Origin of the sequence: Wolbachia endosymbiont of Ctenocephalides felis wCfeJ, from assembly GCF_012277315.1 — a bacterium.
Lineage (GTDB): Bacteria > Pseudomonadota > Alphaproteobacteria > Rickettsiales > Anaplasmataceae > Wolbachia.
This window is the reverse complement of sequence record NZ_CP051157.1, coordinates 1-26,397: the sequence shown is the minus strand read 5'-3', so window position 1 is coordinate 26,397 and position 26,397 is coordinate 1. Positions and strand designations below refer to the sequence as shown.

General features: G+C 36.2%; 27 protein-coding genes, 1 tRNA gene and 1 rRNA gene. 24 read left to right on the top strand and 5 right to left on the bottom strand.

The features are described 5' to 3' along the window. Window positions 1-97: 97 nt before the first annotated feature. From gatB to HF196_RS00060, 17 genes are all read left to right on the top strand, one after another. Window positions 98-1,522, top strand: a complete 1,425-nt coding sequence (gene gatB, locus HF196_RS00135; RefSeq protein WP_168455287.1) for an Asp-tRNA(Asn)/Glu-tRNA(Gln) amidotransferase subunit GatB — start codon at window positions 98-100, stop codon at window positions 1,520-1,522. Between the two features lie 140 nt (window positions 1,523-1,662). Beyond that, window positions 1,663-4,521: an ankyrin repeat domain-containing protein gene (locus tag HF196_RS00130; protein WP_168455286.1), complete on the top strand. Its 2,859-nt coding sequence runs from the start codon at window positions 1,663-1,665 to the stop codon at window positions 4,519-4,521. Between the two features lie 477 nt (window positions 4,522-4,998). Then, entirely contained in the window at window positions 4,999-5,925 is a 927-nt protein-coding gene (locus HF196_RS05830) for a reverse transcriptase N-terminal domain-containing protein (protein ID WP_218938840.1), read from the top strand. Next, window positions 5,883-6,785 carry a group II intron maturase-specific domain-containing protein gene (locus tag HF196_RS05825; protein ID WP_218938839.1) on the top strand — a complete coding sequence of 301 codons (903 nt, stop codon included), beginning with the start codon at window positions 5,883-5,885 and terminating at the stop codon, window positions 6,783-6,785. The genes HF196_RS05830 and HF196_RS05825 overlap by 43 nt, the downstream gene beginning before the upstream one ends. Beyond that, window positions 6,754-7,344, top strand: coding sequence for an ankyrin repeat domain-containing protein (locus tag HF196_RS00120; RefSeq protein WP_168455285.1), 591 nt, complete (start codon window positions 6,754-6,756; stop codon window positions 7,342-7,344). Before HF196_RS05825 ends, HF196_RS00120 begins: the two co-directional genes overlap by 32 nt. Window positions 7,345-7,432: 88 nt before the next feature. Continuing rightward, window positions 7,433-7,735 carry a 50S ribosomal protein L21 gene (rplU, locus tag HF196_RS00115; protein ID WP_168455284.1) on the top strand — a complete coding sequence of 101 codons (303 nt, stop codon included), beginning with the start codon at window positions 7,433-7,435 and terminating at the stop codon, window positions 7,733-7,735. Window positions 7,736-7,745: 10 nt separating this feature from the next. Beyond that, window positions 7,746-8,015, top strand: a complete 270-nt coding sequence (rpmA, locus tag HF196_RS00110; protein ID WP_168455283.1) for a 50S ribosomal protein L27 — start codon at window positions 7,746-7,748, stop codon at window positions 8,013-8,015. A gap of 9 nt (window positions 8,016-8,024) precedes the next feature. Further along, window positions 8,025-8,101, top strand: a tRNA-Ile gene (locus HF196_RS00105). A 60-nt stretch (window positions 8,102-8,161) separates the two neighbouring features. Continuing rightward, the gene (metK, locus tag HF196_RS00100; protein ID WP_168455282.1) at window positions 8,162-9,334 is read left to right on the top strand and encodes a methionine adenosyltransferase; all 1,173 of its coding nucleotides are present in this window, start codon (window positions 8,162-8,164) and stop codon (window positions 9,332-9,334) included. Between the two features lie 116 nt (window positions 9,335-9,450). Continuing rightward, window positions 9,451-10,137 (top strand): TenA family protein, encoded by a 687-nt coding sequence (locus HF196_RS00095; RefSeq protein WP_168455281.1) that lies wholly within the window; start codon window positions 9,451-9,453, stop codon window positions 10,135-10,137. A gap of 24 nt (window positions 10,138-10,161) precedes the next feature. Then, on the top strand, window positions 10,162-10,821 hold the full coding sequence (locus tag HF196_RS00090; protein ID WP_168455280.1) for a TenA family protein: 660 nt from the start codon (window positions 10,162-10,164) through the stop codon (window positions 10,819-10,821). Between the two features lie 47 nt (window positions 10,822-10,868). Next, the gene (locus HF196_RS00085; RefSeq protein WP_168455279.1) at window positions 10,869-11,696 is read left to right on the top strand and encodes a cytochrome c oxidase subunit 3; all 828 of its coding nucleotides are present in this window, start codon (window positions 10,869-10,871) and stop codon (window positions 11,694-11,696) included. Continuing rightward, window positions 11,697-12,185: a crossover junction endodeoxyribonuclease RuvC gene (ruvC, locus tag HF196_RS00080; RefSeq protein ID WP_168455278.1), complete on the top strand. Its 489-nt coding sequence runs from the start codon at window positions 11,697-11,699 to the stop codon at window positions 12,183-12,185. A gap of 311 nt (window positions 12,186-12,496) precedes the next feature. Then, on the top strand, window positions 12,497-13,366 hold the full coding sequence (locus tag HF196_RS00075; protein WP_168455277.1) for an IS982 family transposase: 870 nt from the start codon (window positions 12,497-12,499) through the stop codon (window positions 13,364-13,366). A 21-nt stretch (window positions 13,367-13,387) separates the two neighbouring features. Continuing rightward, a complete protein-coding gene (locus HF196_RS00070) occupies window positions 13,388-13,669 on the top strand; it encodes a BolA family protein (protein ID WP_168455276.1) in 282 nt (93 codons plus the stop codon). A gap of 11 nt (window positions 13,670-13,680) precedes the next feature. Further along, the gene (metC, locus tag HF196_RS00065) at window positions 13,681-14,922 is read left to right on the top strand and encodes a cystathionine beta-lyase (RefSeq protein ID WP_168455275.1); all 1,242 of its coding nucleotides are present in this window, start codon (window positions 13,681-13,683) and stop codon (window positions 14,920-14,922) included. Next, window positions 14,897-16,291, top strand: a complete 1,395-nt coding sequence (locus HF196_RS00060; protein WP_168455274.1) for a UDP-N-acetylmuramoyl-L-alanyl-D-glutamate--2,6-diaminopimelate ligase — start codon at window positions 14,897-14,899, stop codon at window positions 16,289-16,291. Before metC ends, HF196_RS00060 begins: the two co-directional genes overlap by 26 nt. Window positions 16,292-16,460: 169 nt before the next feature. On the opposite strand, the gene HF196_RS00055 is transcribed toward HF196_RS00060, so the two are convergent. The 4 genes from HF196_RS00055 to rlmB all read right to left on the bottom strand — a co-directional run bounded on the left by HF196_RS00055 (window position 16,461) and on the right by rlmB (window position 19,306). Beyond that, complete coding sequence (locus tag HF196_RS00055) at window positions 16,461-17,195, bottom strand: ComF family protein (protein WP_168455273.1); 735 nt, start codon at window positions 17,193-17,195, stop codon at window positions 16,461-16,463. 1 nt (window position 17,196) lies between these two features. Beyond that, complete coding sequence (locus HF196_RS00050) at window positions 17,197-17,733, bottom strand: cytochrome c oxidase assembly protein (RefSeq protein ID WP_168455272.1); 537 nt, start codon at window positions 17,731-17,733, stop codon at window positions 17,197-17,199. Next, window positions 17,734-18,456, bottom strand: a complete 723-nt coding sequence (locus tag HF196_RS00045) for a Bax inhibitor-1/YccA family protein (protein ID WP_168455271.1) — start codon at window positions 18,454-18,456, stop codon at window positions 17,734-17,736. A gap of 82 nt (window positions 18,457-18,538) precedes the next feature. Further along, complete coding sequence (rlmB, locus tag HF196_RS00040; RefSeq protein ID WP_168455270.1) at window positions 18,539-19,306, bottom strand: 23S rRNA (guanosine(2251)-2'-O)-methyltransferase RlmB; 768 nt, start codon at window positions 19,304-19,306, stop codon at window positions 18,539-18,541. A 92-nt stretch (window positions 19,307-19,398) separates the two neighbouring features. On the opposite strand from rlmB, the gene HF196_RS00035 reads away from it, so the two are divergent. Continuing rightward, window positions 19,399-19,899 (top strand): Smr/MutS family protein, encoded by a 501-nt coding sequence (locus HF196_RS00035; RefSeq protein ID WP_168455269.1) that lies wholly within the window; start codon window positions 19,399-19,401, stop codon window positions 19,897-19,899. A 414-nt stretch (window positions 19,900-20,313) separates the two neighbouring features. On the opposite strand, the gene HF196_RS00030 is transcribed toward HF196_RS00035, so the two are convergent. Beyond that, entirely contained in the window at window positions 20,314-20,856 is a 543-nt protein-coding gene (locus tag HF196_RS00030) for a hypothetical protein (protein ID WP_168455268.1), read from the bottom strand. 219 nt (window positions 20,857-21,075) lie between these two features. Here HF196_RS00030 and HF196_RS00025 point away from each other — a divergent pair. From HF196_RS00025 to HF196_RS00005, 6 genes are all read left to right on the top strand, one after another. Further along, a 16S ribosomal RNA gene (locus HF196_RS00025) occupies window positions 21,076-22,579 on the top strand. Window positions 22,580-22,692: 113 nt separating this feature from the next. Further along, window positions 22,693-23,070: a succinate dehydrogenase, cytochrome b556 subunit gene (gene sdhC, locus HF196_RS00020; protein WP_168455267.1), complete on the top strand. Its 378-nt coding sequence runs from the start codon at window positions 22,693-22,695 to the stop codon at window positions 23,068-23,070. Further along, window positions 23,067-23,432 carry a succinate dehydrogenase, hydrophobic membrane anchor protein gene (gene sdhD, locus HF196_RS00015; protein WP_168455266.1) on the top strand — a complete coding sequence of 122 codons (366 nt, stop codon included), beginning with the start codon at window positions 23,067-23,069 and terminating at the stop codon, window positions 23,430-23,432. The genes sdhC and sdhD overlap by 4 nt, the downstream gene beginning before the upstream one ends. A gap of 81 nt (window positions 23,433-23,513) precedes the next feature. Beyond that, window positions 23,514-24,329 carry a hypothetical protein gene (locus HF196_RS06060; protein ID WP_369799937.1) on the top strand — a complete coding sequence of 272 codons (816 nt, stop codon included), beginning with the start codon at window positions 23,514-23,516 and terminating at the stop codon, window positions 24,327-24,329. Between the two features lie 5 nt (window positions 24,330-24,334). Further along, a complete protein-coding gene (locus HF196_RS06055) occupies window positions 24,335-24,772 on the top strand; it encodes a hypothetical protein (RefSeq protein ID WP_369799936.1) in 438 nt (145 codons plus the stop codon). A 117-nt stretch (window positions 24,773-24,889) separates the two neighbouring features. After that, window positions 24,890-26,191, top strand: coding sequence for a sugar phosphate nucleotidyltransferase (locus HF196_RS00005; protein ID WP_168455265.1), 1,302 nt, complete (start codon window positions 24,890-24,892; stop codon window positions 26,189-26,191). The last annotated feature ends 206 nt before the right edge of the window (window positions 26,192-26,397 follow it).

The following is a 26,397-nucleotide window of genomic DNA, read 5'->3' as shown; positions in this document are numbered from 1 at the left end:
GTTAAAAAATTAAGATAAAAATATAAAAACATGAGTTTTGTTTTGACTTTTTGTACTAATTTTGCAGAATATGAAGATTATTATTTAAATCAAATACATGGCAAAAGAGGATTGGGAAGCGGTAATTGGACTTGAGGTACACGCTCAAGTTTCTTCTAAGGCGAAGCTATTTTCTAGTTCACCAACTGAGTTTGGTGTTGAGCATAACACTCAAGTTTCTCTAGTTGACGCAGCAATGCCAGGTACACTACCAATACTAAACTATTACTGCATAGAGCAGGCGATACGCACTGGTCTTGCACTTTCCGCAGAAATTAATAAGTCTTCCTACTTTGATCGGAAAAATTATTTTTACCCTGATTTACCGCAAGGTTACCAGATAACTCAGTTTTTTGAGCCGATAGTTAAAAATGGCAGGGTGTTTATCAACAATAATACGAAAGAAATAAGAATCGCAAGAATTCATTTAGAGCAGGATGCAGGGAAAAGCATTCATGAAGATAGCAAAACTTACGTAGATTTAAATCGTGCAGGGGTTACTTTGATGGAAATCGTTACAGAACCGGATCTTCGGTCGTCTGCGGAAGCTGCAGAATTTATGAAAAAATTGAGACAGATTTTGCGGTACATTGGTTCATGTGATGGTGATATGGAGAAAGGATCACTTCGTTGTGACGCAAATGTTTCTGTTCGTCCAAAGGGCAGTAGCGGATTTGGCACTCGTTGTGAGATAAAAAACCTAAACTCAATACGTTATATTACGCAAGCTATAGACTATGAAATACCAAGACAGATTGAAATTTTGGAAAGTGGAGGGGAGATAAGTCAAGATACCTTGTTATTTGATGTAGCTTTGGGAAAAACAAAGGTGATGCGAAACAAAGAAGATGCAAGCGACTATAGGTATTTTCCAGAACCTGATTTATTGCCTGTTGAGATAAACCAGGACAAAATAGATTCTATTAAATCATCTTTGCCTGAGTTGCCAGATCAAAAAAAGCTGCGATACATCGAGGATTTGGGTATCAGTGAATACGATGCAGATGTTATTACTTCTGATAAAGCAATTGCTGATTACTTTGAGGAGTTGATAAAAAAGCACGATTCAAAGCTCGCTGTTACTTGGCTAACTGTAGAGCTTTTCGGTCGTTTGAATAAAGCAGGTATTGATATTGCGAGCTCTCCGATCAGAGCACATGCCTTGTCGGAACTCTTGGATTTTATCGTTGATGGAACGATTTCTGCTAAGCTTGGCAAGCAAGTTTTTGACATTATGTTTGAAACTGGCAAATCTGCGCCTCTCATTATAGAAGAGCAGGACCTGAGGCAGGTAACCGATAAAGATCAAATATCAGGGATTATCGATAAAATCGTCAATAACAACCAAGATAAAGTTCAAGAATACAAAAACGGTAAAACAAAGCTATACGGATTTTTCGTCGGCGAAGTCATGAGATCTACTAAGGGAAAAGCCAGCCCTGATGTTGTAAATTCGATTTTGAGTGAGAAGTTGAGTAGTTAGCTGTATTTTTTGTTTGCATTTGCAGCACATCTCGTAGATATTCTCAGATCTACGCTACGATATCTATATATCATGACATATAAGTTTATTACTCTTTTACCATTTATTGGTACTATTTTTAAAATTATGTGAGGCTCAGGGTGTCTAGAAGATCGTCCTGCTCAGTGGTTAAATGTACCTTTCCTGGTATTATGTACCAATTGAGATGGCTAGCGCTGTTTTCTAAACGTGCAGTAGATAGGGAATATTCTTTTCACCTATTCACAGAAAAGGAGTCAGCTAAGGATTTTGATGATATTGTTCTTTGTTATGAACAAGGCGGAAAAGTAGTACACAGATTTATACAAATCAAGCATAAGGAGGACAGGCACAGAAAAATCAGCATAGGTAACTTATTAACGCCAGGAAAGGGTGGTGCGTTTGGTTTAATAAAATACCTCATTGCTTATTTGAAGATCAAAAGTAACGGAGAGTTTGAGGGTAGAATAGAAGATTTTGTTATTGTTACAAATGCTGATTTTGATTTCGCAGATTCGACACAACACGGAGTGAGAAAACTGAGAATGATGTCGAGTGGAAAGAATGAAGGAAAGGAAATTTCAGTTATAAGGGTAGATACACAAGATGAGTTTCTAGATATAGGTAATGGTACAAGATATAAATTTGATAGTAGTATTATCTCATACTTGCAGGAAAATAAGGATTTTATAAAGCACGAGATAGGTAGAGAAGTCAGCGATGAAGAAATAGAAGACTTTTTAAATAAATTAGTATTTGCAGTCAATTTGCCAAGCGGAACTGAACTGCGTGAGATCATTAAAAGTGAGTTTTGCAAGGAATTCAGCAATACCGATGTGAAGCACTTCTGCAGCCGTTACCAGGAAGAAGTGCTGAAGTTGATGGAAGAAAAAGGAGAGAGATTTCTATCATACGAACAAGCGAAAGCGCTACTTGAAGAAATAAGAGAGGAAATTTTAGGAGAGATTTGGTTTGGCATGATGGAGCCAGTGGCATCTTTTACTGGAAGAAGTAGTGAATTAAAAGTCTTACATGATGCACTACGAAGGAGCACGGGCAGGCAAGCGGTTATATCGCAGGTTGCTACTATTAGTGGTCTTGGAGGGGTGGGAAAAAGTGAGTTAGCTAGGAAATATGCTTACAAATATGGAAAGTATTATGGTGGCAATGTTATATGGATAAATGCTGAAAACTTTGAGTATATGAGAAATTCTTTCTTGAGGCTAGCTGAAGACAAGAGAGTAGGTATTTCCCCCAAAGATAAGCACGAAAAGGACAAGGCGATAGAAGCTATTGTTGAAGAAATATATGCTTTCTTTGCAAGAAGGAGAAGGAAGAGCCTATTTATTTTTGATAATGCTGAGGGATATAAAGACATTAAAAAGTTTTTACCTTCATCTTTACATCCTAGACATAAAAAACCTTATGTTCTAGTTACTTCTCGTAATAAAAATTGGAGAATAGCAGAAAGCGAGGGAGGGATAAAAACAATACAGCTAGGTGTGTTCAAGGAAACGGAGGCTGTAAAGTTTGTTAAGAGGGCTTTAAATATAATAGATAATTTACAAGATGAAGAAATAAAAAAACTAACACAGGAACTACAATATTTCCCATTAGCTTTGGGACAAGCGGTTGCATATATTAACGAAAAAAATATTGCACTGAGTTATAGGGGTAAAGAAAAAATTGGTGTTAGTGATTATCTGAAGAAGTATGAAGAAGAAGCAGAGAAACTGCTCGACTTTGAGTCCAAATATAAAAGTGACCGTTATACTAAAACAACATTCATAACTTGGAAAATTACGATTGATGCTATAGCACAAAAAGAATGTGGGCCGGAAGCATTGAATGTTCTAGAAGTAATGGCTTATCTTGCTCCTGACAAGATTTGTATAGAAGAAATCTTTTCAAAGCTGGTAACCGATAATGAAGAAAAGTTGTGGAGTGCTGTTGAGTTACTTGATAGATATTCAATAATTGACTTAAAAGAGGGAGTGGCAAACATTCACAGACTAGTGCAGAAAGTAACGAGATTAGAATTGCAAGAGAAAGGCAGAGAAGAAGAAGTCTTAAGAAGAGCTCTGGAATTGATAAATAGTGAGGTAAAACAGGAAGAAGAAATCTTAAGAGAAGCTCTGGATTTAACAAATACTGGTAATATAACACAATACAGTGTGATTCATATTGCGTCCATTTGGAAATATGCAAGTAAGCATGGTAGGTTGATTGATGATTTTTATTTTAATCCTGTTTGGGTATATCAACGCTATCCTGAATTTGAAGTTATTTTGCCCATAAAGGATACTAATTTACATCTACTTGCTGAAAGTGATGATTATGAAGCAATTGAAGCCATACTAACACATATAGAGGAAAAGCATCCAGATAAGCTTTATGAAATCATTAATGCTAAAAATGGATATGGTGCTACTCCATTGCATTATGCTGCTGGAATGGGAGGTGTGGATATGGTGAAATGCCTGGCTAGCAAAGGTGCTGATGTTGATACTAAGGATGGAAGTAACAGAATTCCATTGTACTATGCTGTTGAGGGGGGAAAGTTGGATATAGTAAAATGCCTGATCGATAAAGGTGCTAATATTAATGCTAAAGACGAATATGGCTGGACTCTATTACATTGTGCTGCCAAAAGTGAAAAGTGGGATGTAGTGGAATACCTAATCAATGAAGGTGCTAATGTTAATGCTAAAGACGAATATGGTTGGACTCCATTGCATTATGCTGCTTGGAGTGGAGAATTAGACATAGTGAAATGTCTTATTAAAAATGGTACTGATGTCAACACTAAGGATAAGAACGGCAACACTCCACTTCACTTAACTGCTCAGAAAGGAAAAGCTAATATAGCACAAATACTACTAAAATACAAAGCAGATGTTAATGCTAAGGATAAAGATGGCGACACTTCGCTACACCTTGCTATTGAGATGGGTGTGCGATCCGAAGTCATGATTTTGTGATGGTTAAATTCCATCTTCTCTAGACATCGGAGATAAAGTATGTCTCACATTTCAGAGAGTGGCAACCTTTGAGGTGCAAGCATGAGACAAAAGCAGGTAATACCTAACCTTATGGTAAATCCCTGCAAAAAGAGTTAGATATGATTATGAGAAGAACCTATGTTTGAATTATCGTGACGATTAATATGCGAAATAAGGTTGATTACGCATTGACCAAAAGGTATGAAGCAAAGAGGAATTAAGGGTACCGATCCTTAATTATAGGTGTTCTCAGCTTCCGGTAAATAGTAGGGATCTAAGTCTAACGGGAAACAAAATCATGGAACGGGGTAACCATATAAATGCTCTTATATTCATCCGGATATAAGTAGGTAGCCAGCCGCAAGCATTTATGTGGAAGGATTGTTTAAGAAGCTAAAGCCCAAAGTAATATTTGGGATATGCAGACGTAAACACTGTAATTTGGAAGGTAAAGTTGTGAGTAGTAGTGTATATGTTATGGACCAACAAAAAGTTAGGTATGAATGGAATGAAATTCCTTGGCGTAAGCTGGAGAAATCTTCATTCAAGCTACAAAAACGAATTTATCGAGCTTCACAATGTAATGATATCAAAAAGATGCATAATCTTCAGAGGTTATTACTCAAATCAACAAGTGCAAAAATACTCGCTGTTAGAAAGGTAACTCAGGACAACAGAGGGAAAAAGACTGCAGGTGTCGATGGAAAGTCCAATCTTAGTAAAAAAGAAAGATTGTTATTAGCAAATTCTTTAGACATAAGAGAAAAAGCAAAACCATCAAGACGGGTCTTGATCCCAAAACCTGGCAGGCCATCGGAGCATCGCTCACTTGGTATTCCCACAATATCAGATCGAGCAAAACAAACACTTGTTAAAATGGTGATAGAACCGGAGTGGGAAGCAAAATTTGAGCAGAACACATATGGTTTTAGACCTGGTAGGTCATGCCATGATGCTATTGAAGCCATATTCAGTGCACTCAAACAGAAAACAGCATATTGTTTAGATGCTGATATTTCTGGATGTTTCGACAATATAAAACACTATGCGTTGCTTGAAAAACTCAATACCACACCAACTTTAAGAAGCATTATAAAAGGATGGTTGAAAGCAGGTGTAGTAGAAAACAGAACTCTCCAACCAACTAGAAGTGGTACGATTCAAGGAGGGACTATTTCTCCATTATTAGCTTGTATAGCACTACATGGTCTGGAACAATATATTAAAGAAGCATTAAAGAGTGAACTTTTTCTATATAGAAAGAAAAAATTTGGTACAACATCGCATCAACGGGCACAGCAAACTCTCAGTATAATTTTTACGCTGATGATTTTGTTGTCATGCATGAGAGTGAGGAAATCATCCTTAAGGCAAAAATACTAATCGAAGAATGGCTAAAAACCATCGGATTAGAATTAAAACCCTCAAAAACAAGGATTTCCCACACTCTAAGTGGAGAAAAGCCAGGATTTAATTTTCTTGGTTTTTCAATAAGACATTATCGAACAAGAAATAGTAAGAAAGGTTACAAATTATTTATCAAACCGAGTCGTGAATCTATAAAACAGCACAATATTACTATTAAACGCAAGCTTAGAGGATTAAGAGGAGCAATGCAAGAGGTAGTAATTAAAGAACTCAATCCTATCATCAGAGGATGGAGCCAATACTACTTATCGGTAGTTTCGAATAAGACCTTTAATTTGATGGGTAGTGTAATGTTTAGAAAGCTTTGGAAATGGGCAGTTGTTAGACACCAAAACAAAGGACGAAGCTGGATTAAAAGAAAATACTTTAAAAAGTATAAAAACGATAATTGGAGGTTTATGACAAGTAACAAAATATACCTTACTAAGCACGGAGATTATACTATTAAACGGCATGTCAAAGTGAAAGGAACTAAATCTCCGTATGATGGGGATTGGGTTTATTGGGGTAATCGTCTAAAGAAAATTCCAGGTAAGCGACCAAGAGTAATAAAATTACTGAAATTGCAACAAGGTAAATGTAGTCATTGCCAACTTTGGTTTAAGAATGAGGATATTCTAGAGATACATCATAAAGACCGTAATAGGCGCAATAATATGAACAGAAATTTATCCTTGTTGCATGGACATTGTCATGATGAATTACACAAAAGTATGCATGACAAGCACCAAATTATAGAGGAGCCGTATGAGGTGAAAGTCTCAAGTACGGTTCTGAAGTCGAGTGAGGAAGGGCGACCTTCTTCACTTAGATAACAGGGTTGCCGTAGCTCAGGTACTATTAGAACACAATGTAGATGTTAATGTTAAGAACGAACAAAATAGAATTTCGCTGCACTATGCTGCTAGAAGTGGGAGTACAGAAACGACAGAATGCCTCATTGAAAAAGGTGCTGATGTTAACGCTAAAGATAAAAATGGTAACACCCCACTACACTTTGCTACTGTGATGGGAAGATTTGGCACAGCTAGAGTGCTACTAAAACACAATGCAGATGTTAATACTAAGAATAATAAGGGAATGGCAGTATTGCACTATGCTATTATGTGTAAAAACTTAGCAATAGTAGAACATCTGATTGAAAAAGGTGCTGACGTTAATGCTAAGGGTAGATATGACAACACACCACTCCACTTTGCTGCTATGGTGGGAAAAGTTGACATAGCTAAGGTGTTACTAAAACACAACGCAAATGTTAATGCTAGAAATAATTGGGGAATGACAGTATTAGATTATGCTGCTGCTGACCACTATGAGCTTGAGGAATTACTTTTAACCTATGGTGCAGTTTCTGTGTCTACTGAAAGTGTTTAATGTAGCTTGAGAAGAGAAAATTATTTGTCTTGACAGCATATATGACATCCTTTACGATTAAAATTAACAGTGAAAGTGTATATTTGTTATGTTTGCGGTGATCGAAACAGGTGGGAAGCAGTACTTAGTAAAAAAAGGTAGTGTAATAAAAGTAGAAAAACTAGAAGCTGAGGAAGGAAAGGAAGTAGAGATCGATAAGGTAGTTTGCCTTTCAGATAACGGTTTGTCTTATTCGCCTAATGCTACTGTTAAAGCTGAGGTGCTTGAGCAATGCAGAGGGGAAAAAATTATAATTTTTAAAAAGAAGAGAAGAAAGAATTACCGTAGGAAAACTGGTCATAGGCAGTATATAACTGTTCTTCGTATCAATGAAATTAGTCTTCAAAAGTAAGGGGTAAAATATGGCAACTAAAAAATCTGGTGGTAGTTCCTGTAATGGTAGAGACTCCGCAGGTCGTAGGTTAGGGATAAAAAAGAATGGAAAAGTCATTCCTGGTAACATAATTGTCCGTCAAAGAGGGACAAAATTTCATCCTGGAAGGAATGTTGGTATAGGTAAGGATCATACAATTTTTGCCAAGATAGAAGGCTGGGTCAAATTTAGAAAATCAGCAAATAAAAAGACCTTTATTGATATTGTGCCTGTGGGTGATATGCAAGTTTCAGCTTGAATGAATCAGGGGTCTGTAGCTCAGGTGGTTAGAGCGCACGTCTGATAAGCGTGAGGTCGGAAGTTCAACTCTTCCCAGGCCCACCATTTAATAGTTACTAGCTATATTTTCTATACTAGCTTTTATTATATAAGTAAATCTAAAGCATGAATTTACATAAAAATTTAGTAACCAGTGAGTCAGTTGCAGCTGGTCACCCAGACAAAGTAGCAGATCAAATTTCAGATGCAATACTTGATGAGTACCTTTTTACTGATCCTTTGTCACGAACTGCGGTGGAGACTTTGGTTACCAAAGATAATGTTATTGTAGCAGGGGAAGTATTCGGACCTAATATTGCAAATAGCAGAATTGAGAATATTGTACGCAGCACAATAAAAGGTATTGGTTACGAGCATAATGGTTTTCATTGGGGAAAAGTGAAAGTAAATATATTGCTGCATGAACAATCAAATGACATCTCAATAGGGGTAGATCAAGGTGCAGGGGACCAAGGCATAATGTATGGCTATGCAACAACAGAAACGGAAAGCCTCATGCCGGCGCCCATTTTTTATGCGCACTTAATTTTGAAAAACATTATGAGTGTAGCTAAAGAAGCAAAACTTGGTCCAGATGCAAAATCGCAAATCACCTTGGCGTATGAGAATAATCTGCCAGTACGTGCTGAAAGTATTGTCGTTTCGATACAGCATCATGAAGATCTGGATCAATCAAAGGTAAAAGAAATAATTTACCCTTGCATAGTTTCATCTTTGCCTAAAGGGTGGATGTGTCCTGAGGAAAATTTCTTGGTCAATCCAACTGGTAGATTTGTTGTTGGTGGGCCAGTTGGTGATTGTGGCTTAACTGGACGAAAAATTATGGTTGATACTTATGGAGGCTATATTCCGCATGGTGGAGGAGCGTTTTCTGGAAAAGATGCAACAAAGGTTGATAGATCTGCAGCTTATATGGCAAGATATCTTGCTAAAAATATTGTCTTTACAGGTTTAGCTGAGCGCTGTCTTGTGCAGCTTTCTTATGCAATTGGCATATCAAAACCTACTTCATTCTACATTGACACATTTGGTACAAATACAGTAGATGCGAAGAGGATTAAAAGGCTTATCGAAGATAACATAGATTTATCAACTAAAGGTATCATCAAACATTTATCGCTTAACCGTCCTATATATAAACGCACAGCCTGTTACGGACACTTTGGTAAAAAATCAGAAGAAGATGGTGGGTTCTCTTGGGAAAGCATAGATTTATCTGATGTTTTTGGTAAGGAGTTTAATATAGGGAACAATAAAAAAATTTCTTTAGATTGCTAAAGTTTTTGATTTGTAGCTCAATACTGATATACTAACTTGTTGTTAAAGTATAATTAGCTTTTCATAATAATTATATTTTACTGGTAATAATTTTCATATTTAGAGGCTCATATAAAATGTGTAACATATCAAAAAAAGAATTTTACGATATAGCTGTAAAAGAATCGTCTGATCTTATTGAAAAAATAAAGGAACATCCTTTCAATGTTGAATTAATGAACAATACACTAGATTATGAAAAGTTCAAATTCTACCTTCAGCAGGATTTTTTATATGTAGCAGATTGTACTCGCGCTTTATTGATTATTGCCGCTAAAGCTAATGATATTGAAATAATGGACAAATTAACTAATGTAGCTGTTGGCACTTTTGCTACACGGGATTACTATAAAGAACATTTTGCAGATTGTGATTTATCTGACAGCCACAGAAAGTCAAAGTCTTGTTCTGCTTTTACTGACTTTTTCATGCGCGTTGCATATCATAATTCTGTTGCTGAAGGTTTAGCAGCATCTTACCCATGTTTTTGTATATATCAAATGGTTATTCGTTACATTGTGGAAAGTGGTATTGCTCCTAACAATAAGTATCAGAAGTGGATAGATTTTTTTAACACTGAGATGGCAAATAACATGATGGATGATGTAACTAAAATCATGAACAAGCTATACAAAAAATACAGCAATGATGAACGAAAAAACATGTTAGAATTCTTTCGTAATGGATTAGAACTTGAACTAGCGTTCTGGGATGAGATATATTACTTTGATATACCTCAGGGCGTAGTGATAGCAAATTGTTAGCATTCTGATTTTGATGGTGTTGCAGTGTTTAGTGGTATAATTAGGAGCTGTTATGGTTCAAGCCTTTTAAGGGATATTGCTCAGCATCCTTTTAATGTTGAGCTGATGAATAATACTTTGAATATAGAGAGTTTTAAGTTCTATATCCAACAAGATGCGTTATTTTTAGATGATTATGTTCGCACTATGTTGATTATTGCATCCAGAATGGAAGACTATAATAACGTAATCTTACTTGCTAAAGTGGCGCAAGGGACAATAACTGCTAATAAGTTCTTGTACAATCACTACTTTACTATATACGATGTAAGACGTGGAAAGAAATCTCCTACTTGTTTCAACTTTACCAACTTTCTTTTGTCCATTTCATATAGTGATATCTATGAAGCTATAACAGTTTTATATTCTTGCATGTTTATATACAAGATTGTTATTGATGATATGAAAGGTGGGTTCAAGAAAAATAACAGATATAAAGATTGGTTTGATTTTTGTAGTAGTGGCTTAATGGAATATGGGTGCACTGCTTTAGAGAATATTGTTGATGAATATTGCAAAAGGGTAGGAGTAAATGAAAGGAGCAGGATGCTTGAGTTGTTTAGAATGAGTGCACAATTTGAATTAGACTTTTGGGACAGTGCATACAATTTTCCAAAATTCAATCAAGTGCCTAAGGAACATTGACAATTTTAAGCTAATTTGTATGCTTAATACGTATTTTTGAAGATGGTATGAAAAGTAAAGAACATGATTTTCATTTAGTGGATCCAAGCCCTTGGCCAATTGCTATATCAGCAGCGATTCTTATTTTTGTACTTGGATTAGTTGGCACACTCCATAAGCAAATTTCTGGGGTATTTGGTTTAGCTTTGGGAGTTTCTACAGTATCAGGAGTATTGTTCTATTGGTGGAGAGATGTAATAAAAGAAGCGATTTATGATAAGTGCCATACTACAATTGTAAAACATGGCCTCAAACTTGCAATGTATCTATTTATTCTTTCAGAAGTTGTATTTTTTATAGCATTCTTTTGTTCGTTTTTTAAAGCCTGGATTGATCCAGTTTTTTTGTTTGAAGCTTTTTCCCCTACAGAAAGAGTTAAATGGCCTCCTAATGGAGTTTTAGCACCTGATCCATGGTCATTACCGTTCATGAATACGTTAATATTGCTACTTTCTGGTACAACAGTTGCATCAGCACATCATTTTTTACTTGAAAATGATCAAAAAGGCATGATTAAAATGCTGTCCATAACTATATTGCTCGGGGTGTTTTTTATAATAGTACAAGCAATAGAGTATAACGAGGCAAGTTTTTCTCTACAAGACACAGGAGAAAAGTTAATCTATGCATCCAATTTTTATATGATTACAGGGTTTCACTGCGCACATGTTATAATAGGAATAATATTCTTATCAGTATGTTTGTTTAGAGCGCAAAGGGGTCAATTTACATCTCAAGATCATTTGTGCTTTGAATTTGCTTCTTGGTATTGGCACTTTGTAGATATAGTCTGGATATTTTTGTTTGTGTTTATATATTGGGTAAGTGTTTATTAAATGGTTAAAATAATAGGTCTCGATCCGGGGATAAGTAAGACCGGATGGGCTGTTATCAATCTCAGCGGGAAAAGTAATGTCGAATTTCTGGGCAGTAACACGATATCAACTGACTGTAGGCTAAGCATAGGTGAACGTTTGCGTATCGTTTTTGAACAATTAAAAGAAGTGATTTCTCTATATTCTCCAAGTGAAGCTGCGGTAGAGAAAATTTTTGTTAATAAGAATCCGAAATCTTCGCTAACTTTAGGATATGCAAGAGGAGTCGTAATTTTAGCGTTAGAGATGACGGAGCTGACTGTAAATGAGTATGATGCAAACTATGTAAAAAAAAGCATTACTGGAAATGGTCATGCCGACAAAGATCAAGTTGTATTTATGGTGAAGCAGATAGTTAAAAATTTAAATATAAAATGTCACCATGCTGCTGATGCTCTTGCTGTAGCAATTTGTCATGCTTATATGAAAGGTTCTGATTTTATTAAGTAACGCTTGCGTAAGATTCAGTCGGAAATTTCTGAGTTCCAGCAAACTTTGTTGCATTTCATCCTATGTAATAGTGATCTAAGTTTTTTAATCCTCTTGTGAAGAGTTAATTGCTGCTTTATAATGGATTTTGCCGGTAACTGCTAGATTTTTCAGTTGTCATGCAATAAGTTAGCTGGGATTTACAAGTTTTCTATCGGGGCAAGCATAACGTTGTTTAGGTAAAAACCCCAACTATGGGTTAGAAATAAGTGAAAAAAGGCAGGAAAGAGGGTAAACTCCAAGTTATTTCCACTTTAATAAGGAGGTTACCCATGAAGAAAGATATTACAGAACTTTATTGTTGCGTCGAGGATTTTTGTTACATGGTTGATGAGAATTTTGCCAATATGCTCGTATCAAATGGAAGAAAACCAACTAGAATACCAGGAATTACCATTCCAGAAATTCTTACCATCGTCCTATTATACCATCAATCCCCATGCAAAAATTTCAAAGCTTTTTACCTACTTTGTCTGCCATTTTACAGATCAGAATTTCCCAAATTGCCAACATATGATCGGTTTATTGCCCTTAAGTCGCGAGTTTTATGGTATTTAGCATTGCTTTTGCAATGGTTCTGCGAACAAGCAAAAATGACAGGTATTTCCTACATCGACACTTCTTCAATCGCCGTTTGCCATCCAAAAAGAATCTCAAGAAACAAAGTGTTCAAGGGATTGGCGAAGCTTGGAAAAACTACATATGGCTGGTTTTTAGGCTTCAAATTGCACTTGGTGATTAACGAAATTGGGGAAATTCAAGCATTTACGCTAACCAGAGGTAACGTTGATGACAGAAAGCCTGTGCCAACTTTAACTAAAAAACTAGCCGGACTTTTATTTGGAGATAAGGGCTATATAAAGAAAGAGCTCTTTGAGAAACTCTTCAATAGAGGCTTAAAACTCGTTACTAAAGTGAAAAAAAGTATGAAAAACTCACTAATTTCACTGAAAGAGAAAATTTTACTGAGAAAAAGATCGATTGTTGAGACAGTTTTTGACTCCTTGAAAAACAAGTTTGAGATTGGGCATACAAGACATAGATCACCTATAAATTTCCTAGTTCATATTTTTTCTGCTCTGATTTCATATTCCATGCAGTCGAAAAAGCCCTCTATTTCTTCTTCTTTCTTTGCTGGCTAATCCATAGTTGAGGTTAAAAGGATGGGCATTATTGAAACGATAGAAGAAAAAATACGCAATTCGATAGATATAATTAATATTGATATTATCGATGAGTCTGTAAAACATGCAGATCATTATTTTGCTTCATCTTCAATATTACCTTCACATATTAAATTAGTATTAATATCTGATAGCTTTATCGGAATGAGTACCTTAAAGAGACATAGGTTGATTTATGAGCTGCTAAAGAGCGAGATAGGGCTAATACATGCAATTTCTCTTCACTTGTATACGCAAAGCGAATACAATTCAAAAGAATAAACAGTAAAAGCGTGAAAGAAGAATCTTTGTTGGTTAAAGCAGGAAGAAAGTTTGATGACTATAAAGGTTCTATGAACTCACCAGTTTATCATTCTTCTACCGTATTATTTCCTACTTACAAGGACTACTTAGATGCAGCAAATGGAGAAAGCATATACGATGTAATCAACGATGATGTTGCAAGAGATTATAGTTACAGTAGTGTTGGTACTCCAACTGTCCATTATCTTTCAAATGCGCTCGCTGAAATTGAGGGTAGGGGTCAGGCATTGATCTATCCCTCTGGATTATTTGCACTTACTTTTGCTATTTTAACCTTCAGTAAAGTAGGTTCACATGTTCTGATTCAAGATAATAGTTATTATAGGCTAAAAAGATTTGCCGAGAGTGAGTTACCAAAAAGAGGAGTAGAAGTAACTTTTTATGATCCAACACAGGACATAGCTGGTTTAATTCGGGGTAACACTTCACTCATCATGATCGAAACTCCTGGCTCTGTAACATTTGAAATTTCAAATATAGAACACATAGTAAAAGTTGCTAGGAAGCACGGGATTGTAACCGTTTGTGACAACTCCTGGGCCACTCCTTTGTTATTTAGGCCGCTCGATTATGGAATTGATGTTGCATTATATGCAGTTACAAAGTATCTAGCTGGCCACTCGGATTTATTAATGGGAGCTATTGTTGCTGAAGGTGAAGTTTTTAAATTGCTTTATGAGGGCTACAAAAATTACGGGATTACTGTTCAGTCGCACGATTGTTACCTTGCACACAGGGGACTTAGAACATTGCATACACGCATGAAGGGGCATCAAAATACAGCAGTGGCAGTGGCAAAATGGCTAGAGAAACATCCAAAAATCAGAAAAGTCTTGTACCCAGCGCTTCCTTCTCATCCTCAGCACGAATTATGGAAAAGTTACTTTAAGGGAGCAAGTAGCGTATTTAGTATAGTACTTGATAGGGAATATTTGTGTGAAGAACTGAGTTGCATGGTTAATCGCATGGAAATTTTTGGCATCGGTGCTTCTTGGGGAGGATGTGATAGTTTAATATTGCCAATAGATCGTAAATCTATGTCAAGATCTGTAATGAATGCGTATTGTGGTGGAAGTTTCGTGCGAATATTTTGTGGACTAGAGGATCCTGAAGATTTAATCTCTGATTTGAATACTGCATTAGCAAGATTACCATGTTTAGACGCCAAAAATGATGAAGTAAAATGTGAGACTAAAAGAATTACTACATAACATTATTGACGTCAACTTTGATGTTGAAATCAAAGGCGTTACATGTAATCCCAAAAGAATTAAAGAAGGTTATCTTTTTGTTTGTGTGTCAGAGGAACGTGAGAAATGCGTGAACGGCATAATAGGAGCTTCAGCAATAATAGCAAACTTTGCAGCGCATGATGCCTGCATCTTCCATCCAAACCCTCAAGAGTTATACAGCAAAATAATTAGCAGGTTTTATCAGTTCAAACAGCCAAAGTATGTTGCTGCTGTTACAGGTACAAATGGCAAAACTTCGGTGGTGGAGTTTTGCCGCCAAATCTGGCAAAATGCAGGTTATAATGCTGCATCTATCGGAACGCTCGGGACATGTATCAATAATGAAAGGGAAAATAATATCCTTACCACTCCAGATGCAGAGGACCTTTATGCAACGTTACGTGATATAAACAATAAAGGCATAGAGCACTTAGCGTTAGAGGCTTCAAGCCATGGGATTGACCAATGCAGAATTCATGGACTTAGGCTCACTGCTGCGGCTTTTACAAATTTTTCGCAGGATCATTTAGATTATCATCAGGATATCAGCGAGTATTTTGAGGCTAAAAAAAGGTTGTTTTATGAGGTACTGCCAAAAGAAAAAACAGCAGTTTTAAATGCGGATATAGATGAATACTACGCATTGCTCAAGACAGCTAAAAAACGCGGTAACAAAGTTATAACTTATGGAAAAACAGCTTCTAACATTGCTTTAATAAAGCAAATACCAACTCAAAGTGGTCAAAATCTTACAATTAAAATCGGTGGTAAAGTTTATAACGTATTTTTTCCAGTTCTGGGGCAATTTCAGGCCTATAATTTACTATGTGCAATCAGTGTAGTTATTGCCTCTGGAGTGGACTATCAGGGAATGTGCATAGATAAACTCGTTTCTCCACTGGGAAGAATGGAAAAAGTGAAACCTTTTGCATTTGTGGATTACGCGCACACTCCAAATGCACTTAAACAAGCTCTGTTGTCTTTAAAATGGCACTTTAACAAAAAAATAATCCTAGTTTTTGGTTGTGGTGGAAATCGTGACCGAACAAAACGTGCAGAAATGGGTAAGATAGCACGAATGTATGCAGAAAGAGTGATAGTTACAGATGATAATCCGCGTGATGAAGATCCAGCAAAAATTCGTCATGATATTTTACTACATTGTTCTGATGCACTAGAGATAGGGGACAGAAAAGAAGCTATAGAGAAAGGTATAGATATTGCCTATAACAAAGGTATGATCCTGCTGGTTGCAGGGAAAGGGCATGAAAAATCCCAAACAATAAGAAACCAAACTTTTGCATTCAGTGATGTTGAGGTTATTAAAAATCATGCCTTAATATACTGATTGTCACAATTGGCTTACCTCCTGTCATTCCAGCGCGTGACGCTGGAATCTAGGAGTTTTATTAAATTGGTGAGTTATGTTAAAATGCATCGTTTATAGAAAGCTAGATCCCAGTGTCGAAGCACTGGGATGACAGAAAAAGGTGCACTGGGATGACACCGAAGGGTGGCTACTGATTTTTTATGCAAAAGGTCAAATCATTCACCGTTCTTGCAAGTGACAACACTCTCACTTCCTTTGCGCCAGAATTTAAAATTTCTTGAGAGCAAGATCTTACGGTTGCTCCAGTTGTTACTACGTCATCAACCAATATCACGATTTTATTTTTGATAATTTCTTTGTTGCTTGTTTTAAAGGCCCTTTTTAAATTTTTCTCACGCTGTTTAAGTGAAAGACCAGCTTGAGGTGTGGTGTGGCGAGGGCGCTTTATTGCAAATGGTGCATAAAATAAGTTGGATAACTTGCTGAGTTCCCTCGCGAGCAATGCCGCTTGATTATATTTACGCTTAAGTAAGCGCATTTTATGAAGCGGTATAGGAATTATAATCTCTGCATCTAGGAATATATCCCTATTAGCTCGGTACATCCACTTCACATAACTTTTTACATAATTTAAATTATCAAAGAATTTTAAATTTATAATCATATTTTTACTATGCTGATCATAAGCAAAAGCTGATCTTAACACTTTAAACGGTGGGGGATTGGCAATGCATTTGCCACATGTATAAATATTGTCCGAAATTACTGTGCCACAAACGTTGCAGTAATGTTTGGTTAAAAATTCAATTTTTTTATTGCACTTACTACACAAATCATAATTTTTATCAATGATGCATTCACAACTCACACATACGTTTGGAAAGATGAGGCTTACGGCTTTCTCCAGTAGTAAAAGACTCACACTATTTAAGCCTAAAAAACGTGTATGATAATGTTATTTCACTTAAATCTTTTGTGCTATTGTCGCGCATTATCTCGGGGTCTATATAAAAGGATACAGGCATCGCTGCTTTTTGTTTTGGCAGTAGCATTTGTTCTTCAAAGCAAAAACATGCAACTTTGTTGAAATACTTGCCAGCTTTGAAAGGTGTAACATTATATACTGCCATTCCAAACGAAGACTGATCAGATAGGTTTTTTGCGTAATAAAATGCTAAACTTTGTTCTCCTATGTTTGTATCAATGTAATTAGTTTCTGAATTAAACTCCCAAGGCAGATCCGGCATTACATCAGCGTTAAAATGGACTCTGATTTTTTGATTAGTTATATTCGCTGTTGTGTTGGTTACTTTTCTCGTTGTACCACCATATCCAGTAGCTTTACAGAAAATGCTATATAGTGGCACCGATGCATATGCAAGGCACAGCATCAATATCACTAAAGATATCAAAAAGAAAACTATAGAATTTTTACTATCTCCCCTTGAAAAGGAGAACATCTAGTTTCTGTTATTAAATAAGTTAAGCAACCTAAGTAAATTGAGAAATATATTAATAAAGTCAAAATAGAGACTGGTTGCACCGTGTATTGCCCACTTAGTTGCTGCGATTTCTGAGCCATCGTTATATCGATAATAAATATCCTTGATTCTCTGAGCATCGTATGCAGTCAGCAAGGTAAATACTATTACTGATATGAATGATATTGCAAAGTAAAGAGGACTGCTTCCAAGAAATAAGTTTACTATTGATGCAATAATTAACCCCCAAACTCCCATAATTAAGAAGGAACCCATGCTTGTTAAATCTCTTTTTGTGGTATTACCATATAAAGCCATAGAGCCAAACATAATCGATGTGATAAAAAATGCTCTTGCTATGTTTTCCGCAGTATAAATTATGAAGATATGAGATAAGGAGAGCCCCATTAAAGCTGAAAATAAGAAAAATATAACCACTGTGGATTGGGCACTTAAGTTTTGAAGTCTGAAAGACATATAAAACACTAATGCAACTGGAGAGAACGTTACTAGGAGTGACAGAATAGGATTAGAATAGATCACTTGAAAAAGACCAGAAAACACTGTTAAAAATGCAACGAGCCCGGTAACACCCAAAGCTAAAGCCATGTAATTGTATACTTTAGTTAGGTAACTTCTAAGTCCAGCACTATAATAAACGCCTTGAGAGCGAATATCTTGTTCATTTCTTATGTAAGACATAAATATAACTCCTTTTATACCTTGACAATATTATAATACAAAATTGCACTTTTATCAAGCATAAAATCATTTTTTATTGTAGCTAATGTGCAGTTGTTTGCATTTTAATGTAAATGGAGTATAATCCTATTGCCGCTGCATTTGAAACATTTAAGCTGTCAATTACGTTTGACATTGGGATTTTTACAAGATAATCACAATTTTCTTTAACTAATCTTCGTATTCCTTTCTCTTCAGAACCAAAGATGATCACTACTTTTTTTCCAAAGCTCTTTATCTGATCTATATTCTCTTTGGCATTGCTATCGAATCCGTAACACCAATAGCCGACTTTTTTTAGATACTCCATGGTTTTTACTATGTTTGTAACATATATTAGTGGGACAATGTCTGATGCTCCACTTGCTGTTTTTGCGATAGATGCATTTTCACTTGGTGAATGGTTATATGGTAAAACTACCGCATCAACATTAAAACAAGCTGATGTTCTTAAAATTGATCCTATATTGTGTGTATCAGTGACTTGATCTAAAATGACTATAGTGGAGCTGTTGCTTAAGTTTTCGGCTATTTCTTCGATGCTAAGGCTGTGAAGAATAGAAGCAACTTTTAGAGCAACTCCTTGGTGATTAGCACCTTTAGGCAAAATATTGCTCAGTGTTTTGTTTGCTACCAGGTGAGCTTTAATGTTTTTACTATCTGCAAGGTGTCTGATTTCTTTTTCATGTTCCTTATAGAAGTTTTCTGTCATTAAGAATTCTATACACTGCCTATTTTTATTTTTCAGTGCTGACATGCAGGTGTGCTTTCCGTACAGCCAGAAACTCTCGTTAACTTTTAATGATTTCATTATACTATTGGGGATCGTATTTCTATAAAATAAGCGACATTTTACTATGTTTAGATATTGTTGTAAAATGATATAGTTTAATTAATGTGTTTATGTCGGATGATGAGTTAAACTGGCGAAAAAATGTTAAGCCAATAAAATGTGGGAAGGTTACTTTGAGAGTTGACCATAAAGTGAATATAAAATCTGTAGTCAATAAGGGCACACCTTACTTACAAGAAAATTTTCTTAATGTGAATAAAGGTAACTTGCCGTTTTGTCTTGACTACAACACAAAATCAAAAGTTGATAAGGGAAAATATTTTATAAACGGTAGACTTGACCTACATGGCTACAATATGGGGGATGCTTACTATAAGTTGATAGATTTTATCGTTAGAAATTATCAAGAGGGAAGTAGATGCCTATTGATAATTACAGGACAGGGTAATACAACAGATGGGGCGGATACTATAAAGAGTAGCCTAAACAAGTGGTTGAATGATACTAAGATTCAGCACATGGTGCTATATTGTCAACAAGCTACAAAAAAACATGGTGGCGAGGGGGCCTTTTATGTTTTGCTCAGAAGAAATAGAGGCTTTAGGCCCTAGATTGTTTCTGGGCCTGCCTACACAAAAGGGTTTTTGCCTTTTTTGTAACGCTGTGGTTTAACTGCTTTAGATTGCTTTGACTACAAGTATTAAGAAATTTACCGAGCAAAAAAAGGTAAAAGAAGATCTGTGTAACGAGTTTGACCGTCTAATATGTAATTGGTGCTGATAATAATGTACTGATGCTTAATTTAAGCACGATTTAGATGCATGTAGAAAGATTTTAAAAGAAATACAGCCCTAATAATTTGATACAATCCGCTAAAAAATACCTGAAGTTTGTCATTGAACCGGAAAGTCAGAAACAAGCTTTGAGTCGTAAATACCGCTAACACTATAGTAATAGGGATGATGAAGTTTGTCAGGAAATTTTGTCAACGTGCTGCCAAAAACTATGCAAAAGATCTAGTAGCTTTAGCTTTCATATATCCGGAGCAATTCTTGTGCATTAGCCTTTATGAGAGTAGGACATTTTCTGTCATTTATTAATGAGTGTAATATTTCAATTGCACCTTTAATGTCATTATTATGTATTTTTATTATAGCAATGGCTTCTTGGCTTGAATAAGGGTACACTGTGTTTGATTCTAAATTATTAATTTTATCTTCATTGATTTTTTTACCTTGGTCAAACAAACTCATTACTTCTAAATATTGTGCTAATTCGCGAAAAACATTTGGTACAGTTTCATTATCTGCCATATCACTATAAATAGATGTTGCTTCTTTTAACCTTGAATTTGAGATATGGTTAGAGGCACTTTCAAAGTTTGCTAAATATTTCCAGTTTGATCCTATTTCTTCCAATATCTTATTGTCTTTTTTGGAGAATAACACTTTATAGAACTTATTGCCTGCGATTGTGGATTGCTTTGTGTTATCAATACTATTTAATGAGTACAATGTGATGCCAACTAGTATTGACATCAATGCAAATAAAAAGATGTATTTTTTCATAGTAATATCCCTAAGTAGATGTATATTTATATATTAATGCTTTTGATTTGCAAAAACATATTGACACTGTGATTATATCACATAATAATATTTTTAAGTTGTTTGAATAGTTGAAGATTAAAATATTTCTAGAGTAGAAATAAAGGCAGCAGTATAAAGCTAAATTATTTTTTATCGGATTTATCCGATGTACCCTCAACCTTTGATAGGTTGAAGTCTAAATTTGAGAGTTTGATCCTGGCTCAGAATGAACGCTGGCGGCAGGCCTAACACATGCAAGTCGAACGAGGTTATATTGTAGCTTGCTATAGTATAACTTAGTGGCAGACGGGTGAGTAATGTATAGGAATCTACCTAGTAGTACGGGACAATTGCTGGAAACGGCAACTAATACCGTATACGCCCTACGGGGGAAAGATTTATTGCTATTAGATGAGCCTATATTAGATTAGTTAGTTGGTGGGGTAATGGCCTACCAAGGCAATGATCTATAGCTGATCTGAGAGGATGATCAGCCACACTGGAACTGAGATACGGTCCAGACTCCTACGGGAGGCAGCAGTGGGGAATATTGGACAATGGGCGAAAGCCTGATCCAGCCATGCCGCATGAGTGAAGAAGGCCTTTGGGTTGTAAAGCTCTTTCAGTGAGGAAGATAATGACGGTACTCACAGAAGAAGTCCTGGCTAACTCCGTGCCAGCAGCCGCGGTAATACGGAGAGGGCTAGCGTTATTCGGAATTATTGGGCGTAAAGGGCGCGTAGGCTGATTAGTAAGTTAAAAGTGAAATCCCAAAGCTTAACTTTGGAATTGCTTTTAAAACTGCTAATCTAGAGATTGAAAGAGGATAGAGGAATTCCTAGTGTAGAGGTGAAATTCGTAAATATTAGGAGGAACACCAGTGGCGAAGGCGTCTATCTGGTTCAAATCTGACGCTGAGGCGCGAAGGCGTGGGGAGCAAACAGGATTAGATACCCTGGTAGTCCACGCTGTAAACGATGAATGTTAAATATGGGGAGTTTACTTTCTGTATTACAGCTAACGCGTTAAACATTCCGCCTGGGGACTACGGTCGCAAGATTAAAACTCAAAGGAATTGACGGGGACCCGCACAAGCGGTGGAGCATGTGGTTTAATTCGATGCAACGCGAAAAACCTTACCACTCCTTGACATGGAAATTATACCTATCCGAAGGGATGGGGTCGGTTCGGCCGGATTTCACACAGGTGTTGCATGGCTGTCGTCAGCTCGTGTCGTGAGATGTTGGGTTAAGTCCCGCAACGAGCGCAACCCTCATCCTTAGTTACCATCAGGTAATGCTGGGAACTTTAAGGAAACTGCCAGTGATAAACTGGAGGAAGGTGGGGATGATGTCAAGTCATCATGGCCCTTATGGAGTGGGCTACACACGTGCTACAATGGTGGCTACAATGGGCTGCAAAGTCGCGAGGCTAAGCTAATCCCTTAAAAGCCATCTCAGTTCGGATTGTACTCTGCAACTCGAGTGCATGAAGTTGGAATCGCTAGTAATCGTGGATCAGCATGCCACGGTGAATACGTTCTCGGGTCTTGTACACACTGCCCGTCACGCCATGGGAATTGGTTTCACTCGAAGCTAATGACCTAACCGCAAGGAGGGAGTTATTTAAAGTGGGATCAGTGACTGGGGTGAAGTCGTAACAAGGTAGCAGTAGGGGAATCTGCAGCTGGATTACCTCCTTAGGCTTTGTGCATACTTACTGCTTTTGATAGTGGTGTTGTTATGCACTATACTGCTGTCTTTACTTCTACTTTATTTTGATCTCCCTATTCTAATTTCCTGGTAATGGAATTTTATGAGTGATAGGCCTCTTTCTCCACATTTACAAATCTATAAAGTACAAGTTACTAGTTTTTTCTCTATTATGCACAGGTTAACTGGTACCTTGCTGTTTCTTTTATTAATTGTATTTTCTTGGTATTTCATATTACATGTTTATTTTCCTAGACTATTTATAGTGAAATACTTAAGTGTATTGTTATTTACTCCTATCGCTAAGTTGGCTTATGTTTTATGTCTTGTAAATTTTCTGTACCATTTTTTAAATGGTATTCGTCACTTATTATGGGATGCTGGGCTTAATTTAGAAATTACTGGTGTTTCAAAGAGTGCTATATTACTAACAGTAGTGCTGTTTCTTTCTACTGTGGCTTTTTTATTTATGTGTATATGAGTCAGTCTGGAAGTTCAGCGCATCATTGGTGGGTTCAGCGTGTTTCAGCGGTAATTCTACTATTTTTATTTCCTTGGTTTATCTATTCGTTTTCTTGCACATTCTATAATAATGGCTCTTTATCTTTTAATGAGAAGTTATTTCAGGCTATTGATCATCCTCTGGAACTTTTATTTTTTGTTATATTACTATTTTGTGTTTTTTGGCACGCGGTTCTTGGTATTCAGGTAGTGTGTGAAGATTATATACACAATATACTCCTTAGGGTTTTTGCAATTACGTGCATAAAGTACTTGTCGAGCATTACTTATATAGTGCTTGCCTTTACAATTTTTTTCTTCTATAAGCATATTTTCTTGTAAAATTGCCAGTTGTATGTTAATATACTATTAGTGTACTAGCTTTATTATTGAAATACAGCATTATGGTTTTGGTATAGCAATATGTTAGAAACATTGAGAAAGTGGGGAACGGACCTTACACTAAAAGTGAAGGATCTATTTACTTCACCTGAGTCTCAAGTTTACGTTAAAGATCTTAGAAAGGTAATGACGTATGATGGAAGGAAATGCCAGTACCCAAAAAATTATGATGAAGTTGTAAAATCTGGTGAAATCAAAGTAAATAAGGATATGCATGGAAATCCTGTACTAGATAAAGATAACAATCCAACCTATAAACTTTTGTATGGTAAGGAAGACAAAGATGGAAAACAGGCAAGTTTTAAATTAACTAAAGTTACTGAGATTGACGACAAGTCTTACTTTACTATTGACTTTTTAGTTGGTAAAGATAGGCGTGAGGTTAATGATTATCGTAGATTTTATAAACCATTTGGCTTTTCAAAAATTGATCTTGAAAAGCATTTGCCGATCTTTGAAGTTGACCTTGCATCGCTCGAATTAACTAACTCTTCTCTTCTCGCTAAGAAAGGTTGCTCCATCAATAATAAAACAGGCAAGGTTGACGAGAAAGATAGAGATGAAGAGGGAAGAAATGGAGAATTGTTATACACTAGTGATTACGGGAGATCAGAAATTAGTTTTTCTGAAATTAGAGATCAAAATAATAAGCTAGAGCTAGATAAGAGTCTTATATCTGTTCCTATTGTTTTAGCCGCAAACCTGGCTAAGTTTGGTGCTAAATTGTTAACTTCTCTTCCTATAAAATTGGGAGAATATTTAATAGGCAAGCAAAACCCAATTGCAAAGTCTTTTGGTTATCTTTTATTTACCCCTGCAGTAGCAATAAAAATTTAGTAAATATGGGGGCTACCATACTTAAGGCTCCGATTTTATTGTTTGTAGCAGATGAGAAAAAGTATGGCAACACTTACATTACTCGGTGGAAATATCAATGGAGGAGATATTGGGAAGAAACAAAAAGCGATTATTCTGTTATTAAAGACGGAAATAGATCAAAGTTGAAGCAGGAGGACAAGCCGCTTAGTGTGGTAGGCACATGGAAGGAACTTGATGCTATGAGACCAGGTGTTGAGAAAGAATTGGAAGAGGGGCCGAGCAAAAGTAGTGAAAGCATAGATCAATCTAGGAAACTAGGGAGAAACTTAAAGGAGAAATCACAAAACGCAAGTAATGAACAAATTAATAAAAATCAAGAGCGTGGCACTTCTCACGCTAAGGGAGTGAAAGAAAAACGAAACTCACAGCCACCAGGCATGAATACTCCATCACGTCCATAATCAGCAGTTACTTTAATTTAACATCCACTTTCTATTTTAATTGCTCCATAACAAAAGCTTGCATGTATTTTACATTTAGTATAAGATATTAATTAATTAATTAATATCTTATACTAAATGCATCCTGTAATACTCTGTGGTGGTAGTGGCAGTAGGCTTTGGCCTTTATCCAAGCCAAAGCAATTTCAGAAAATATTCAGTCATAACACCATGTTTCAAAACACTTTATTGAGACTAAAAAGTGATTATATGCCGCCTATAATTGTCACAAATGTACAGTATGAGTCGCTAGTGATGGAGGAATTACGTGTACTGCAGGAGTATAAAGTTATCTTCGAATCAGTAAAAATTGGCACAGCAGCAGCAATATTGATTGCTGCGCTTCTTTGCAATGAAACCGAGACGATGTTAATTCTGCCTTCAGACCATTTTATAGGTGATTTAAATAGTTTCCACGCTTCTGTTGAGAGAGCATCTCAGCTAGCCTCTGAAACTGACTCTATAGTTACTTTTGGAGTTAAGCCTCATGAATTCAATCCTGAGTATGGCTATATCAACGCAGTTTATGATCAGCAGGAGAAATACCATATAGTGAGGAGTTTCACGGAAAAACCTAAGCTCGAGTTGAGTAACGATCATTACTGGAACTCTGGGATATTCGTGTTTAAAGCAAAGCGCTATGTAGATGAGATGAGAAGATCTGCTCCGCATCTTTATAATTTGTGTCGCGCAAGTATGCAACATTCCACACCACAAGAGAGATTTCTGTATTTGAAGCAGCAGGATTTTGTGGGAATTGAAGACATATCCATTGATTATTTAGTAATGGAGAGGGCGGAAAACGTTGCAATGATAGAGGCTAATTTCGATTGGATGGATATTGGAACTTGGAATTCAGTTTTAGAATTAAGTGAAAAGTTTAGTAAGGAACCTGGGTTATTCCAGTGTATAAACGAGAAAAAAGAGCCAGTTTTAACGACAGAAAATGATACAAGAAACTTACTAGGTAAGGTTTATAAACAGCCAAATAAGAGCCTAATGTCGTTCATTAATAAAGTTAAGAGAGAAAAACCAACAAGAAAAGAAGTTAAGCCGTGGGGATTTTATAGTGTGATTTTAATCGGCGAAAGTTTTCTTATAAAATATCTGTGTATAAGCCCATTGAGCTGCACTTCTAGGCAGTTTCACTGCTATAGAGATGAATATCATATAGTACTGTCAGGACTCGGATATGTAAATTTAGGCAACAAAACACATGCTCTAGCGGTGAATCATGTAGTAGAAATTCCAAGAAAAGTTAGCCACAGGATTGGAAATAGAAGCACAAGCTTTCCACTTGAGATAGTTGAATTTCAGATAGGAGAGCTTTTGTCTGATAATGATATAGTGAGGTTGGATGACATATATGGGAGGTTTTGAAATTTTAATGCACAATTGTGTGAACATAGGCTGATGAGAAATCCAAGTAACTAACTGACATAAAAATTATTTGATAATCTTCAGCGACTCTCTTATCACTTGATTGAAACTATTATATTTTGCTTGCTCTAACCTGCGGGTTAAAAAGTAAGGATTACTTAATGTAGCGGCGTATTATGTTTAATTTTTTGCAGTATGTAGGTACT